At 56.3% G+C, this 14,055-nt stretch carries 11 protein-coding genes; 5 read left to right on the top strand and 6 right to left on the bottom strand.

Going from position 1 to position 14,055, the window contains the following annotated elements; genetic code table 11:
- The 3 genes from ACF8AM_RS19175 to nrdR all read right to left on the bottom strand — a co-directional run.
- On the bottom strand, nucleotides 1-2,058 hold a 2,058-nt coding region (locus ACF8AM_RS19175), incomplete at its 3' end, for a PQQ-binding-like beta-propeller repeat protein (RefSeq protein WP_392557194.1).
- 166 nt (nucleotides 2,059-2,224) lie between these two features.
- Nucleotides 2,225-3,430, bottom strand: a complete 1,206-nt coding sequence (locus ACF8AM_RS19170) for an FtsX-like permease family protein (protein ID WP_392557193.1) — start codon at nucleotides 3,428-3,430, stop codon at nucleotides 2,225-2,227.
- On the bottom strand, nucleotides 3,430-3,900 hold the full coding sequence (gene nrdR, locus ACF8AM_RS19165) for a transcriptional regulator NrdR (RefSeq protein ID WP_392557192.1): 471 nt from the start codon (nucleotides 3,898-3,900) through the stop codon (nucleotides 3,430-3,432). The genes ACF8AM_RS19170 and nrdR overlap by 1 nt, the downstream gene beginning before the upstream one ends.
- A gap of 326 nt (nucleotides 3,901-4,226) precedes the next feature.
- Between nrdR and ACF8AM_RS19160 the strand changes: the two genes are divergently transcribed.
- Together ACF8AM_RS19160 and ACF8AM_RS19155 are read left to right on the top strand one after the other, a co-directional pair.
- Nucleotides 4,227-4,895, top strand: a complete 669-nt coding sequence (locus ACF8AM_RS19160) for a PH domain-containing protein (RefSeq protein WP_392557191.1) — start codon at nucleotides 4,227-4,229, stop codon at nucleotides 4,893-4,895.
- A gap of 2 nt (nucleotides 4,896-4,897) precedes the next feature.
- On the top strand, nucleotides 4,898-5,287 hold the full coding sequence (locus tag ACF8AM_RS19155) for a DUF4339 domain-containing protein (protein ID WP_392557190.1): 390 nt from the start codon (nucleotides 4,898-4,900) through the stop codon (nucleotides 5,285-5,287).
- Nucleotides 5,288-5,384: 97 nt separating this feature from the next.
- Here the strand turns inward: ACF8AM_RS19155 and ACF8AM_RS19150 are convergent, their stop codons facing one another.
- From ACF8AM_RS19150 to ACF8AM_RS19140, 3 genes are all read right to left on the bottom strand, one after another.
- Nucleotides 5,385-6,650: a hypothetical protein gene (locus tag ACF8AM_RS19150; RefSeq protein WP_392557189.1), complete on the bottom strand. Its 1,266-nt coding sequence runs from the start codon at nucleotides 6,648-6,650 to the stop codon at nucleotides 5,385-5,387.
- Between the two features lie 80 nt (nucleotides 6,651-6,730).
- A complete protein-coding gene (locus ACF8AM_RS19145) occupies nucleotides 6,731-8,566 on the bottom strand; it encodes a hypothetical protein (RefSeq protein WP_392557188.1) in 1,836 nt (611 codons plus the stop codon).
- Between the two features lie 356 nt (nucleotides 8,567-8,922).
- The gene (locus ACF8AM_RS19140) at nucleotides 8,923-9,744 is read right to left on the bottom strand and encodes an RNA methyltransferase (protein WP_392557195.1); all 822 of its coding nucleotides are present in this window, start codon (nucleotides 9,742-9,744) and stop codon (nucleotides 8,923-8,925) included.
- 107 nt (nucleotides 9,745-9,851) lie between these two features.
- Here ACF8AM_RS19140 and ACF8AM_RS19135 point away from each other — a divergent pair, with 107 nt between their 5' ends.
- From ACF8AM_RS19135 to ACF8AM_RS19125, 3 genes are all read left to right on the top strand, one after another.
- Nucleotides 9,852-11,006, top strand: a complete 1,155-nt coding sequence (locus ACF8AM_RS19135; RefSeq protein ID WP_392557187.1) for an N-acetyltransferase — start codon at nucleotides 9,852-9,854, stop codon at nucleotides 11,004-11,006.
- Complete coding sequence (locus ACF8AM_RS19130) at nucleotides 11,003-13,105, top strand: ATP-dependent DNA helicase (RefSeq protein WP_392557186.1); 2,103 nt, start codon at nucleotides 11,003-11,005, stop codon at nucleotides 13,103-13,105. Before ACF8AM_RS19135 ends, ACF8AM_RS19130 begins: the two co-directional genes overlap by 4 nt.
- Nucleotides 13,106-13,576: 471 nt before the next feature.
- On the top strand, nucleotides 13,577-14,038 hold the full coding sequence (locus ACF8AM_RS19125; RefSeq protein ID WP_392557185.1) for a hypothetical protein: 462 nt from the start codon (nucleotides 13,577-13,579) through the stop codon (nucleotides 14,036-14,038).
- Nucleotides 14,039-14,055: the final 17 nt, after the last annotated feature.

The raw sequence follows: 14,055 nt of genomic DNA, 5'->3' as shown, positions 1-14,055 counted from the left end.
AGCCGACACCTCGTCGGCCCCCACCACAAAAAAGAGACCGTCTTGAACACCGGCAACATAAGCCAGCCGAATTCGGTTTCGAGGCGTGAATCGATTCCGCCCGGACAGCACATCCAGAACCTGCAAACGATCGCACTCAATCGGCGTAAGCACCACGGAAGTGCCGTCCGCGATTGCCAACGAGTGCGTCCAACGGCGACTCAATTGGTTCGAGGAAACGCGGGTGTTCGGTCGATAGATGCTGTGAACAAACTCCTGATTTCGCGGGATTTGGTTCCCCCAACGGATCGTTCGGTCAATCAGATTGACCGCGACCGTGGCCCCTGCACCCGTCGGACAGATCAACAGCCCCTCGTGATAAGTGGGCATCGCTCCGGCGACACGGCGAACGGGGTCGGATCCAACCCCGCCCGATTCCACGGCCACCAACACTTGTTGCCATTGCACCGATCCATCAGCCGGATCCAAGCACAACAGCACCACTTCGCCAGCAACCTCGGCGATCACATACAGATCGCCTCGCAATGGAAGCGGCGGGCCCAAGAAGAAGGCTTCGGCCAATGCCGAAGGGGTGGACTCGGACTTCCCGAGTCGCCACAGCAATTTGCCTTCCGTTTCCAGATCGAGTGCGACCAAAGTGTTTGCCAGCGACGACATGCCTCGACTTGCGAACGGACTGAACCGTTCGATTTCGATTTTGGTCAGATCGTCCACCATGAAGACCCGTTTGCCGTCGCTTGAAATTTGCCCAAACGGGACATCGTTCCAAACACGTTGCACCAAAATATCAACCGGGTCCTCTTCCTCCTCCATCGGATCGGCGAGGTCCGGCGTCAAAACGTCTTCCGCGGGGGCGAACCAGGGATACTGCCAGACTCGTTTGCCAGTCCGGAAATCGACCCCGAGCAAACGCTGAGTCGTTCGCATCAGCAGTTGGTCTCCAACCCGCAGTGGCGTCCAGGACGGAGGCGGCAACTGCCCGGTCGCTTTGAGCTGTTGAGTTTTCTCTTGAATCATCCGCTCCTGTCGAGGGCTAGCGGATGATTCCACCATCCAACGAGGATTGCTGAGCGGCATTTGCCCGGCACCTGAACCGTTGCGGTCCAACGTGCCACCCAGCAACGGGTAGTTCTCTGCCAAAGATTCCGCCGTCACCAATTTCGATTCATTCTGTGCCAACACCCACTCTCTCCAAGCGACTTCGTCGACGCCGTTGTCATCAGCGAGTCCGCCGACCGGAAACAGCGACGTGAAGGCTTGGGGAAACTTCGCTGGCGTTGGAATCGCTCGCCCCGATCTTGCACACGCGATCGCATGCAAGATCACCACCGGCTCACCCACCTGATCGACGATGCGCTGTTGGCTGACCAAATCATCCAACAACAACGAGCAGGCCAGTGGGTTGCCGAGCGTCCACTCACGAACCGCCAACAAGACAGACGCTTTGTAGCCAGCTTGAGTGTGAAAGGTTTCGCGTCGGATGCGTTCAACCGTTTTCCAGTCGCGAATCGGGCCCGCTTCCTCCAACCGTTTGCTAGCCAAAGGCCCGTAGCGCAGTTCATAGATTTCCAACCCTTCTTTGGGAAGGTCGCCGATCATGTCACGAACATGGCGCAGCAGGCTGCGTGGCAATTGACTTTGCAAGCGAGCCAGTTGCTCCGCTTCGTCGTCCTGCGGTTGCCCAGGCTGAACGCGTTCTGGTTCGTTTTCATCCTCGGTATCCACTTCGATGGGATAATAATAGTCCTGCATCATTTCCGAAGTCGGGTCGTCGCTGGATCGCAACAATAAATCGCCTAGACGCACCACCGCGTCGCTGTAGCGTTCTTCGTCGATCGCCTCTTCGGCATCTCGAATGATTTGCCGCATGCTTCGCGGGGGAGGCAAAAATTCCGCGTTCCCCATCTGCCTCCGAGAATCAAACAACCCTTGAGCGAGAGCAATTTTTGAGAGCCCGGGGACGGCAAACAGCATTCCGGCGAAGATCGCCGCCGTCATTCTCGAGCGAGTCATCCAGGAAACCTTGGCATTGAGACGAAGATTGGCGTGGGAATTCACTACACAAACCGATTGAAAACTAGCATTCGAACAAGCGCACATCGCTCAGCGGGAACACGAAACGCACACACGAAACACGAAAACGCGACTGCATTGTATCGCCCCGCGTTCCCGGCAAACCAGACTTAACTGCCATCGAACTGGGCTCGACCAGATCTTTCCCACGCTAAAAAAGGCTGGCCGGATCCGCTCGCACCAATTTCCGCAGTGCCAGCAACCCGCTGATCAGACACATCAAAGTCGTCAGGGCCAACACGGAACCAGCCCGCGTGATGGTCAACGCCATCGGCAGTCCCGTCAGCGCCTCCAAGCCCTGGAACAGAGCCAACGCGATCAGGACCGCAGGAATGAATCCAAGAACCGACAAATAAACTGACTGACGCACCACCAAACTCACGAAAAACCGATTGGGATACCCCATCGCCTTCAGCGTGGCGTACTCGGACATCGCGTCTTGCAAGTTGGTGAACAGAATTTGGTAGCAAATGATGACGCCGACCGCGAATCCCATCAGGGTGCCAATCAAGAAGATCATCCCAATCGGTGTCTGCTCACTCCAGAATGTCTGCTCGCGATCTCGAATCTGTTGCCGCGTCAGGACTTCCCATTGGCCATCCGCCATCTGCGTCAATCGCTTCGCGGCTTCCTCGGGAGATGCGTCATCGTGCAAGCGGATCAATCCCAGATCGACGGTCTCGAGCGGTTTGCCATAGCCACGCTGAGGGAAATAACTTGCAAACGAAGACTCCGCGATCAACAACGAACCCTCGTTGGCAAAGTCGGTCCCCAGGGTGAACGAACCGACCAGATCAATCGATTGCTTGGACAACTCGATTCTTTGCTCCGCTGGTTGTCCCGTCGAATCGAATTGAAACCCGTACTCGGACCGGGTTTTACGATCGACCAACGCGGTTTGTCGCCGGCGAAGCTCGTCACGATGCTCGTCCAGCCCATCGAGAATCAACCATGGTTGTGATCCTTCTTCGGGCTCGGATGGGGAATACAAACTTGAATCAGGAACCGAGATCACGCGAATCGGTCGAGCGGGGCTGCCTTCGACCCTCACGCGAGCCATTGTCCGCTCGATCAACAACGCCTGCACGTCGGCCACAGCCGGATCCGCTTTCACGCGGCGAAGCAGTGACCGCGGGAATCGTTCATCCACCGGCAACATGTACCGAGCCGGACTGATCGCGACCAACTCGCAATCGACGACCTCGATCAATCGCACGGGACTGTCCAGCAACGCGTTGCGGAACCCATTTTGTGTGAACATCAGCACCGCGGCGAACCCCACCCCCGCCGCCGCCACGCACAAACGCGCGGGGTTGCCGACCAGATTTTTCCAAGCCAAGGGGGTGCTTCGACTCATCAACGACCGTCCATTTGAGCGTCACGCTGAAGGTTGGAAACGATCTGCAGAAAATCTTTCGCATCATCAAAATCGCGGTAAACGCTGGCAAACCGAATGTAAGCGACTTCGTCCAGCGTGGCGAGTTTTCGCAACACCACTTCGCCGATCGTTGCAGTGGGGATTTCCATGTCAAATTCAGCGTAAATCGCTTCTTCGATTTTTTGGACTGTCTTTTCGATTTCGTCGCTGGTCACAGCCCGCTTGGAACACGCTCGCTCGATCCCACGCTTGATTTTTTCGCGATCAAATGGCTCCCGCGTTTCATCGCTTTTGACCACGCGAACGTTCAGAGCGTCAATTTGCTCCAAGGTCGTGAAACGCCGTTGGCAGGTTTGGCACAATCGTTTCCGCCGAACCACATATCCAGCCTCAGCCGTCCGGGAATCTTGGACTTTGTCGTTATCGGAATGACAGAACGGGCAACGCATTTGCAGTCAAATTCAATGTAGAAAATTCACCCGATTTTCAAACACTGTGCCCCGGTGCACTGGGCAAGCATGATTCACGAGTCTTTCGAAGGTGTGCTATGATCGTCCAGAACGTCTTCGGATGCGAGGTGTCTGGTCTGACATTCACGGACCGAGCCTTCACGGTGTCGCGCCCCAGAACGCGGTGATTTCGGCCAAGTAGGACAACGGTTTCGGCTCAGAACATTGGTTTGGTTCTGCGACGACTTGCCAGCACTGGCACGATTTTTGGATTGAAACCGCTCGTGAACCAACCCTCGAATTGAATCAACAGGAACGACTCAACGATGACCGACCCGGCCAACCCAACCGACGAAAACGCAACCCCCACCACTCCCGCTCAAACGGAGTCGGTTCCTGATCCGCTTTCCTCGGCGGCATCGTCCACCCCGGCACCTGAGTCGGGCCAAGCGGCGAGCACTCCGAAAGAAAGGTTCATGGACGAAATCACGAAGAAGCGATCACTGGATGATCACGAAAAAGAAGAGACACTTTGGGAAGGTGGCTACAGCCCCAAAGCGATGATTGGTTCTTGGATCGGATTGGCCATCCTCAGCGTTGTCATTCTGGTCGCGGCTGGATTCATCGAGCAACTCACATTCGGCATCGCTTTGATCGTGATCGCAGTTCTTTGGATCATGGTGGGATTGAACTACGCGGCTAAACGACTGGGCGTGCAGTACGAACTCACCAGCCAACGATTCATTCACAAGACCGGAATCCTGACTCGCCGCACCGATCGAATTGAAGTGATCGACATCAGCGATGTAAGCTACGAACAGGGACCGATCCAGCGAATGTTCAACGTCGGTTCAATCTCCATCATCAGCACCGACAAAAGCGATCCCGAGCTGGAGTTGGTTGGGATCAACAACGTCGGTGAAGTGGCCGGTTTGATCGATGACATTCGACGTGCCGAACGACGACGGCGCAGCATCCATATCGAGCAAAATTAAGCATGTCCGTTTGGTTTGTTCAGAAAGGCGATGAACAACTCGGTCCGTACAAGCCCGCCGAATTATTGGCTTTGGTGCGAGACGGATCGGTCGTCGCGGAAACCAGGATTCGTAAAGACGATTCCAACTGGTTCTCGGCATCGGAGGTCGGCGGATTGTTTGAAGCCGCACGACGACCATCGATTGAACATTACTGCCCCCAGTGCAACGTGCGTGTGGGGCAACCGCCCACGATCTGCCCTGAATGCGGCAAAGATCTCGAACGAACCAAGACTCGCATCATCGAACACAGCGTCGGGCAACAAAAACGATCGACAAAAACGCCCTCGTCCGGCCCCAGCGATTCTGCCAAACGCTGGCTGCAAAAGAAAATTCGACGCGACAAAAAATAATGCCATCGGAAAGGTCCCCGAAGGGTCTCGCCGATGGCATGAATTGTCCTGTCGTATCGTCTGACGCTGGGGCGGTCGTCGCCACCGTCGACTGAGATCAGTACTTCAGTTCGGCACCGAAGGTCAAACCGATGAAGAACACATCGTCGTCGGCGATCAATGTGCGACCAATGTTTGGATTCAAGGTGCGTCGGCCAAGTTGCTCTTCCGAGGTTCCCACTCCAGTCAGGTACCAAGTCTCAAATCCGCCGCTGACGGCCATGATCTCACCGACTTGGTAGCGAACACCGCTTCCGAACTCGAACATTCCCGAAAACTCAGATGAGTTGTCTGAGGTTGTGTACTGTGTGTCTGTTCCGGCAGAGTTTTGATTCCCAAAAGTCATGTCCGATTCAGCCAGGTTCAAATAACCGCCGGCACGAGCCCGGACGTAACTCGATGAAAAACGTCCGATTGGATTGTAGATGTCGGCTCCGACATGCACACCAATCATTCGGTTGGCGACATTGCTTCGCAAGAAACCGTTGTCACCATCGTTGATACTGGTGTAGTGGAAGTCATCTTCAAAATCGATGTAGCGTCCACCGATGAGCAACTTGGCTACATTCCAAGCCATCATCGTTCGGTTCATTTCAACCGACCACAGCTGCGACTCGTAGATTTGACGCTGCGAATCAGCTTCATTGGCTGCCCCAACACCAAACGAGGTGAGTGAATCAGGCCATGCTGCATCCACTGCGAACAGCGTCGCCAGGGAATCGTTGCGAACCAGGGACTCATCGGACTCCCAATTCAGAACCCCTGTGAAGCCGACCTCCATGCCGTTGACACAATCAGGCACCATCCCCACGGTGATCCGTGGAGCCCACTCGAAGTCCACGTCGTCGAGAGCAAAGTCACGAGCGACGGTGAAGTTATCGATTCCTTCGCGACGCATGAACAAGGCTTCGACACTGGCATAGCGATAAGGATCGCAAGTTGGACATGCCATCCCGCCGCCGTAGCCGCCGGAACCGTAGCTGGCCGAACCGCAAGCTCCGCCACACTGGGTCCCGCAACTGCCACACGATTGTGACATCGCACTGTGACGGTGGCCGACCTGAGCGATTTGATTGCCAAACGCGGACGACGAAGCGTCAGCCGCGGTCTGCATCGCGTTCAGATCCCAACCAGCGGCTGCCGAATCAGAAGCCTGCACAACACGAAAGGCTTGACCTTCGTGCATAAGCGTGTTGCTGGGTGCTGGGCCGCCAAATTGCTGAGCATGCGTGACCGCGGTGCCCAAACCCGACCAAGCCAAACCAACCGCGGCGAGGGTGCCGAACAATCGTGCGGCGAATCGAGGAAACCAGTTGTTGTTCATAATTGAACCTCAGGACGAACAAAGCGGCACGGTGACCGACGGTGGCTGGGTAGTGGTAGGTTGGACGAACGGGACAGGAACTAGCGAAGGATCAGTTGATCTTCCACCGGCACCAAGAATGTCTTTCGAATCAAACGAACGATCTCTTTTGCGTCTCTGGCATCATCGCATTCACCTTGAACGACGATTCGATCACCTTGACGCGTGACTTGCACCGATGCGGTGCTGAATTTTTGCTCGATCAGTTCCATCAACGATTGCTCCTGTTGGCTCTCGCCACCACGAACGTTGCTGGACGAACCCACGTGCAATTCGTAGATTTCACGAAGCGAACCTTCTTGACCCGCTACTTTTTGCTGCACCAACACACGTGTCTTGCCAGGGCGAACCCCAATCAATCTCAAGTGGCGTGAGGTGCTGCTGATGACTCGAGCCACGGAATCGTCTTCGACACGAACGGCCTGAATGATCCCGTCAACCGTCAACGAGGTGACGTCGTTTGCATCGCACACGATCGTGTCTTGCACCTGCATGGATGGTCCCGGTTCTTGCACGGATTCATGCTGCACAAAGTTGTGTCGCATGGAGTCTTGCTGCATGTTTCCCCGTGGACCGGCCAATGACGCTGGGACAATCGGTGCCGCACTGACGCGAGAGCCACTGGGACTCGTTTGCGACCGGTTTGCTACCGCGACCATCGGTGGTGCCTCCACAGCGACTGCGGCTCGGTGTCGAACCGGAGCATTGGGCACGCTTTCCGAGGCGACCCGTTCAGCATGGCTGGGTGCGTCGATTTTCACCGGCAGATGGCGTCGTTGCTGAGCCATCATCTCGCCAGGCAAACTGATCTGCACCGGCTTGGGCAACTGAGGCAACGAAGCTGATTCAGCAGGCTGTTCCAATGGAGCCTCCAAAGTCAAAGCCTCGGGCATCGCGACCAGTTCTTCGCTGATTGTTTCGGACACGTCTGGGTCGGAAGAACCGGCGTCCGAGAAGCTGAGCGAAACAGGTTCCGTGTCCATCGCATCGTTGAGCGAAAACTCGACCGGCTCAGACGCTTCCGGCTGAGGTTGTTCGACGACCAACTTTTTTGCGGGTTCGACAACGGCTTCCGCGACCAACTCTGAATCAGCGTGGGGCGACAACTCGGTCGCTTCCACGGCAACAGGCTGCGAAACGATTGCCGGTGCCATTGTTTCAAGGACGACCTCTTCCGCGATTGCCACCTCGTGCTGCCCCGTCGCTGGAGCAACTCGATCGGCAGTTTCGCGCTCAGCTATTTTGGGCTGGATCCATTGCAGGTCCACTTGAGCGGCTTCTGTTTCCGCTGATTCATTTTTGGGTGAAAGCTGGGCGGCCTTCAATTCAACCGTGCCTCTCGACTCAACTCGGTCGTAGTCCGGTTGAGCATGTGGATTGATTCTCGTTTGAGGAGCACGGGGCGGCTCCACGACCAACGGAGTCTGCTCCGAAACAGGAGCACCAATCGGCAACAAACCAACCGCAGTTCCGATCGATTTCAGCTTGATCTCTGACATCGTTTGGTCGGATGTCTGGCGAATGGGATACAGCGCCGTTTGTCCGCTCTCGGCAACGCCCTGGCTAGGAAGCAAATTCATGTTGCTCGCACCGGCTCGGTCATTGACGTTGGTCGCCAAACTGGGAGCAACCGCTGGCTGTGAAGCGGATGGCTTCACGAATGGGTTGAGATGCATGCTCCCCGAAACCAAGCGAATCGGCGGCATCTTTGCAGTGGTTGGGTCGTCCGCCAACGCTGTGTTCCCGGCGACCTGGCTTGCGGCAATGCACCCCCCAACAACAACGGCTTGGGTCAACCAACGAGCGAGCCGTTCGCGTTTGCGGCGGCTAGCCATTTGGTTCGAGCCCATCGGGTTCATTGTATTGCCAATCAACATGGCGGATCCTTACGCTCACGATCTTTATGGGATCATGCACCCCCCCGGCACATTCTCCATGTCGATGGCCAGGCGAAAATGATCGCCGGACCCCCGAACACCCTCTGTATCGTCGTCGGGTGGTTCCGGCATTAACGATTTTGACAGATCGAACGCTTGGTTCTGTTGAATCGATCTTGACACAGATGCTGCCTGAGCCTGCCAGACCCACACGAACGGGGACCAAACGAACCGTCCCCAGCAAGGACCACTTTGTTCAGTCAAGCAGATCTGTTCAGGCCAGCCCGTTCGATTCGCGGCAGAATCGATCCCCAAAACATGTTTCACGAAGAATCGCCAGCCCTCATTCCCGCGTTTCAACCACGTTGGCGAACCGCTTCGTAAGCCACAATGGCGGCGCTGACCGAAACATTCAGACTGTCGACGTGCCCCGCCATTGGCAAAGCAACGGGTTCCACCCATTCCGCCGCCCAGCGGTCTGCCAATCCGTCGGCTTCGCTGCCCAACACGACTGCGACCTTGCCGCGCAAATCCGATTCGAACAGTGGACGTGAACCTTCAACTCGCATGGCCGCAACTCGATGCCCCTGATCCCTCAAGAATGCCGCGATTTCCGATGCAGTGCCGGAAGCGGAGGGGACCGTGAACACCGCACCCAATGATCCCCGAATGGCATTCGGGTTGAATCGATCCGAAGGGCAATCCGACAGCAACACCGCAGAAACGCCCGCCGCATCGGCGGATCGAAACACCGCGCCCAGATTGCCCGGCTTCTCAACCTGATCGAGCACCAAGATCAAGCCTTCTTTCCAAGCGGGATGAGCCGTGAGCAGATCCAGCGAATCACCTGGCGCTGCAAACTCCGCCACGCAGCGATCCGTCGATGCCGTGTAAGCGATTTTGCGGAACACCTCCGACGTCACCCAGCGATGCACGCCTGCGTCCATCGCCCGCCGGCGAACGACCGCCTGTTCAGGCATCTCGGGTTTTTGTGACGAATCAGATGGTTTGGGTTCGATCTCGTAAAAAGCCACCAGTTTCAAACCAGCTTCGATCGCCCGCAACGATTCCCTGGGCCCGTCCACCAAGACCACGCCCGCAGCACGTCGTTTCCGAGAACGACGCAGCGAAACGATTCGGCGGACGGCGGCATTTTGCAAACTTCGGATGGTTTCCATGGGGCCACACTTTTGCATATTCGCTTCAATGGGAGAACCAACCTGAGTCTGCTATCTTTGAATGTTTTCCAAACGCCCTCTCTCCTCCCAAACTCACGGCCCCGCGAATGTCCGAAAATGTGTTGTGCCAACCCGTTTCCGGACGCAAAGACCAAAAGGCATTTCTCGATCTCGAAAAACGCCTCTACCGGGACGACCCCAACTGGGTCCCGCCACTGTGGAGCGAGCGGGTCAAATTGCTGGGATTCAAACACCACCCCTTTTATGATGACGCCGAAGGGCAGACCTTCCTGGCACGTCGCGGCGACCGTGTCGTCGGCCGAGTCCTGGCAGTCGTCAATCACGCCCACAATCGCTATCACGAAGAAACCCGCGGGTTCTTCGGCTTCTTCGAATGCGAGGACGATGAAGAGGCCGCTGTCGAACTTCTCAACACCGCCGGTGACTGGCTGAAAGAACGCGGAATGACCGGTGTTCGCGGACCGGTTCACCCCAGCCTGAACTACGAAGTCGGATTGCTGGTCGATGGCTTCGATACGCCGCCGACGTTCCTAATTCCCTACAACCATCCGTACTACGAGCGACTGATCCAAGCCGCCGGCTTCGAAAAGTCTCAAGACCTCTACAGCTACGAAGCCTCGATTGACATCCTGGAAACGCTCGATCCGAAGTTGATGTTCGTGATCGAAGAATCGACGCGGCGTTTCAATGCCGAATGTCGCACGATCGATCCCAAGAACTTCAACGCCGACGTCCGGGTGTTCCTGGACATCTACAACCAATCGCTGCAGCGGACCTGGGGCTATGTCCCGATGAGCGAATCGGAAGTGGACGAGCAAAGCAAAGGCCTGAAAAATCTGTTGCTGCCGAAGCTCACCAGCATCGCCGAAATCGATGGCAAACCCGTCGGGGCCGGCTTCGGCTTGCTCGACTACAACCCCTTGATCAAACAAATCGGCGGCAAGCTATTTCCGTTCGGTTGGCTGAAACTGTTGCTCGGCCGCAAAAAACTTAAACGACTCCGCTTGGTCAGCGCCAACGTGTTGCCCGAATACCAAAAATGGGGACTGGGCTTGGTCACGCTCTACAAAATCCTGCCAGAAGCAATCGACTTCGGAATCGAAATGGGTGAGTTTTCCTGGGTCCTCGAAAGCAACCAACTCTCGCGAGGAACGATCGAACGCGGCGGAGCCACCCGCTGCAAAACCCATCGCATCTACGACCGATCGTTGACCTCCGAACCGGAGCAGGCCTCCACGTGAGCGATCCCATTTCGATCGATTCGATTCTCGGTCCTGGTGGCAACATCAGCCGCCGATTGCCACGCTACGAACCTCGCGAACAGCAGCTCGAAATGGCGCGGGCGGTCTCTTCAGCATTGACCGACCGCGAACACTTGGTCGTCGAAGCCGGGACGGGCACCGGTAAAAGTTTCGCTTACTTGGCCGCCGCGATTCTGCATGCAACATCCGATCAAACCGAATCGGGAGGCACAAAGCCAACCCGGCCTGCTGACTCGGTTGACGATCGCATCCCGTCGGCTGGTGAACAAAGCGAGAAATCCGATCGCCCCAAACGCGTCCTGATCTCAACCCACACGATCAGTTTGCAAGAACAACTGATTGGCAAAGACATCCCGCTTCTCAACAGCGTCATCCCGCGAGAGTTTTCTGCGGTGCTGGTGAAAGGTCGCAACAACTACCTGTCGCTGCGACGAATGGGACGAGCGGTTGAGAAATCGGTGTCGTTGATGGCCAACGATTTCCAAATGCAGCAACTTCGCGAAATTCGCAAATGGTCCGACAACACTCCCGACGGTTCGCTCTCGACGTTGCCGATCAAACCCGACGGCCAAGTCTGGGACGAGGTCCGCAGCGACACGGGCAATTGTCTTCGCAACAAATGCCCGAACTTCAAGGACTGCTTCTACTTCCAAGCCCGACGCCGTGCCCAGAACGCGCAACTGTTGATCGTCAATCACGCGATGCTGTTCACCGACATCGCGATGCGACGGCAGGGCGTTTCGCTGCTGCCTGATTACGACGCGATCATCCTCGACGAATGCCACACCATCGAATCCGTCGCCGGTGATCACCTCGGCATTCGATTGACCAGCGGCCAATTCGATTACCTGTTCGACCGTCTTTACAACGACCGCCAACAAAAGGGTTTGCTCGTTGCGCACAACCTGGACGCGCTGCAAAAAATGGTCGACCGATGCCGGTTTGCGGCCAGCGAAATGTTTGCCGGCGTACTGGACTGGATGCAAGAGTCACGCTCTCGCAACGGTCGCGTGCATCATCCCGAAGTCGTGCCCAACCCGCTCAGCGAACCGATGGAGATCCTCGCCCGGCGCCTGCGTGCTCACGCGGACGCACAGGACAACGACTCCGATCGCCAAGACTTCCAATCCGCTCACGATCGACTTCTCGCCCTGGCCGGCGGTCTTCGTGAATGGCTCGACCAATCGCTCAAACAAGAATCGGTCTATTGGGTTGAAACCTCCGGCAGTCGTCGCGGAATGGACCGAGTCAACCTGTCCGCTTCAACAATCGACATCGGCCAAACGCTTCGCGAAGAAGTGTTTCAGAACGACGAAATCGGCTCGGTCATCATGACCAGTGCCACGCTCGCGACCGGCGAACAAGACAAGTTCAAATTCTTTCGCAGTCGCGTTGGCCTGACGACTGGCCGTTCACTCCAGGTCGGCAGCCCCTTCGACTACGAGAAACAAGCCAAACTGATCATCGTCCGTGGACTGCCCGATCCCTCCGCGAAACGAGACGAATTCGAAGCAGCACTTCCCCAGCAAATCAAGCGATTCGTTGGCCACACCGATGGTCACGCGTTTGTGCTCTTCACGAGTTACTCGTTGCTTCGCAAATGCGCCGAAGCGATCACGCCGTGGTGCATCGAACGCGACCTGCACTTGTACAGCCAAGCGGGCGATCAAAACCGAACGCAACTGCTCGACTCCTTTCGCAAAGATCCACGAGGCGTGCTGCTTGGAACCGACAGCTTCTGGCAGGGAGTCGATGTGCCGGGCGACGCTCTGACCAACGTCGTGATCACGAAACTGCCATTTTCCGTTCCCGACCATCCGCTTCTCGAAGCACGCCTGGAAACCATCCGTGCCCGCGGTGGCCATCCATTCCCCGACTACCAATTGCCCGAAGCCGTGATCAAATTCCGGCAGGGGTTTGGACGTCTGATCCGCACCCGAGATGACTCGGGGATGGTCGTGGTCTTGGACCCGCGAATTCGATCCAAACCTTACGGCCGACTTTTCCTCAGCGCACTTCCACCACTGCCATGCCACGACGTCGGCACCGTCCCGCGTCAAAAAACAAAGAAGCAGTGAACACGTAGTATTCGTCTATCGAAATATCGCGGAAATCGCAATGAAAAAGGGCACGAGCACAGCACCAATCGCAAGTCCGTTCACAAGGCCAGAACGCCCTCGCAATCCGACATTGATCGCTGCACCGGTGAGTGCCAACGTGAACGGAAACCCGATCAGCGGATACGGACGAAGAAGCGAGTAGAAGTGCATTGCCACTGCGGCACAAAAGGTCGCAGCGAGAAGGCGAGCAATCGTCGTGGTTCGAACGTCCATTTCACGACTCCGGTGCAGTCACAACGAGAATGATCCAGGCCATTATACGCGATGTGGTTTGGTCTCGATCAAGTCAATCGATCGCTGCACCGAGTATCCAATGGAACATTCCATTGACTTCCCCGTCTCAACTGGCGTTTCCCAATGCGGCACTTCGCTCTTCCGCTCTTCATGTTCTGGCTAGCGGCCCCCTGTTTATCAGCCGAACAGAATCGGGTGACGATTCAGTGGTTTGAACTCAACTCGACGCAGGAGCCTGAACTGACGAAGAAACTGGCGAGCTCCAGTTCGATCAAGAACTCCGACAAGGTTCTCGCCGAGCTTGGCGACTGCAAATCGGCACGCTTGATGGTGCACCATGCAACAAGTGTCACACCCGGAAGTCGCGTGCGTCAATCGACCACGATGGGCGACACCACGTTCCAACTCAACCTGCTGGTCCGGAATGGTGATCAGGAAAGCTACACGTTCCAATACGCATCCTCCCTGGAAACTCTCGCACCGAGACAGGACATTGCCCGACGTACCGCAGTCAAGAAGATTGACTCGGCGTTTAAGCTGTCTCCAGGCAAAAGTTTCGTGCTGACAGGCCTGGAGCGACACGACCGCGAAAAAATCATCACACAAGTGCTGGTCATTCGCTTGCACGGTCCAGACCAAGAACAAACCCAAAAGTGAAGAAACAGCAAACATTT

The organism is Rhodopirellula sp. JB055 (assembly GCF_043100905.1).
Classification (GTDB): domain Bacteria; phylum Planctomycetota; class Planctomycetia; order Pirellulales; family Pirellulaceae; genus Rhodopirellula.
This window is presented reverse-complemented; position numbering and strand designations above follow the sequence as displayed.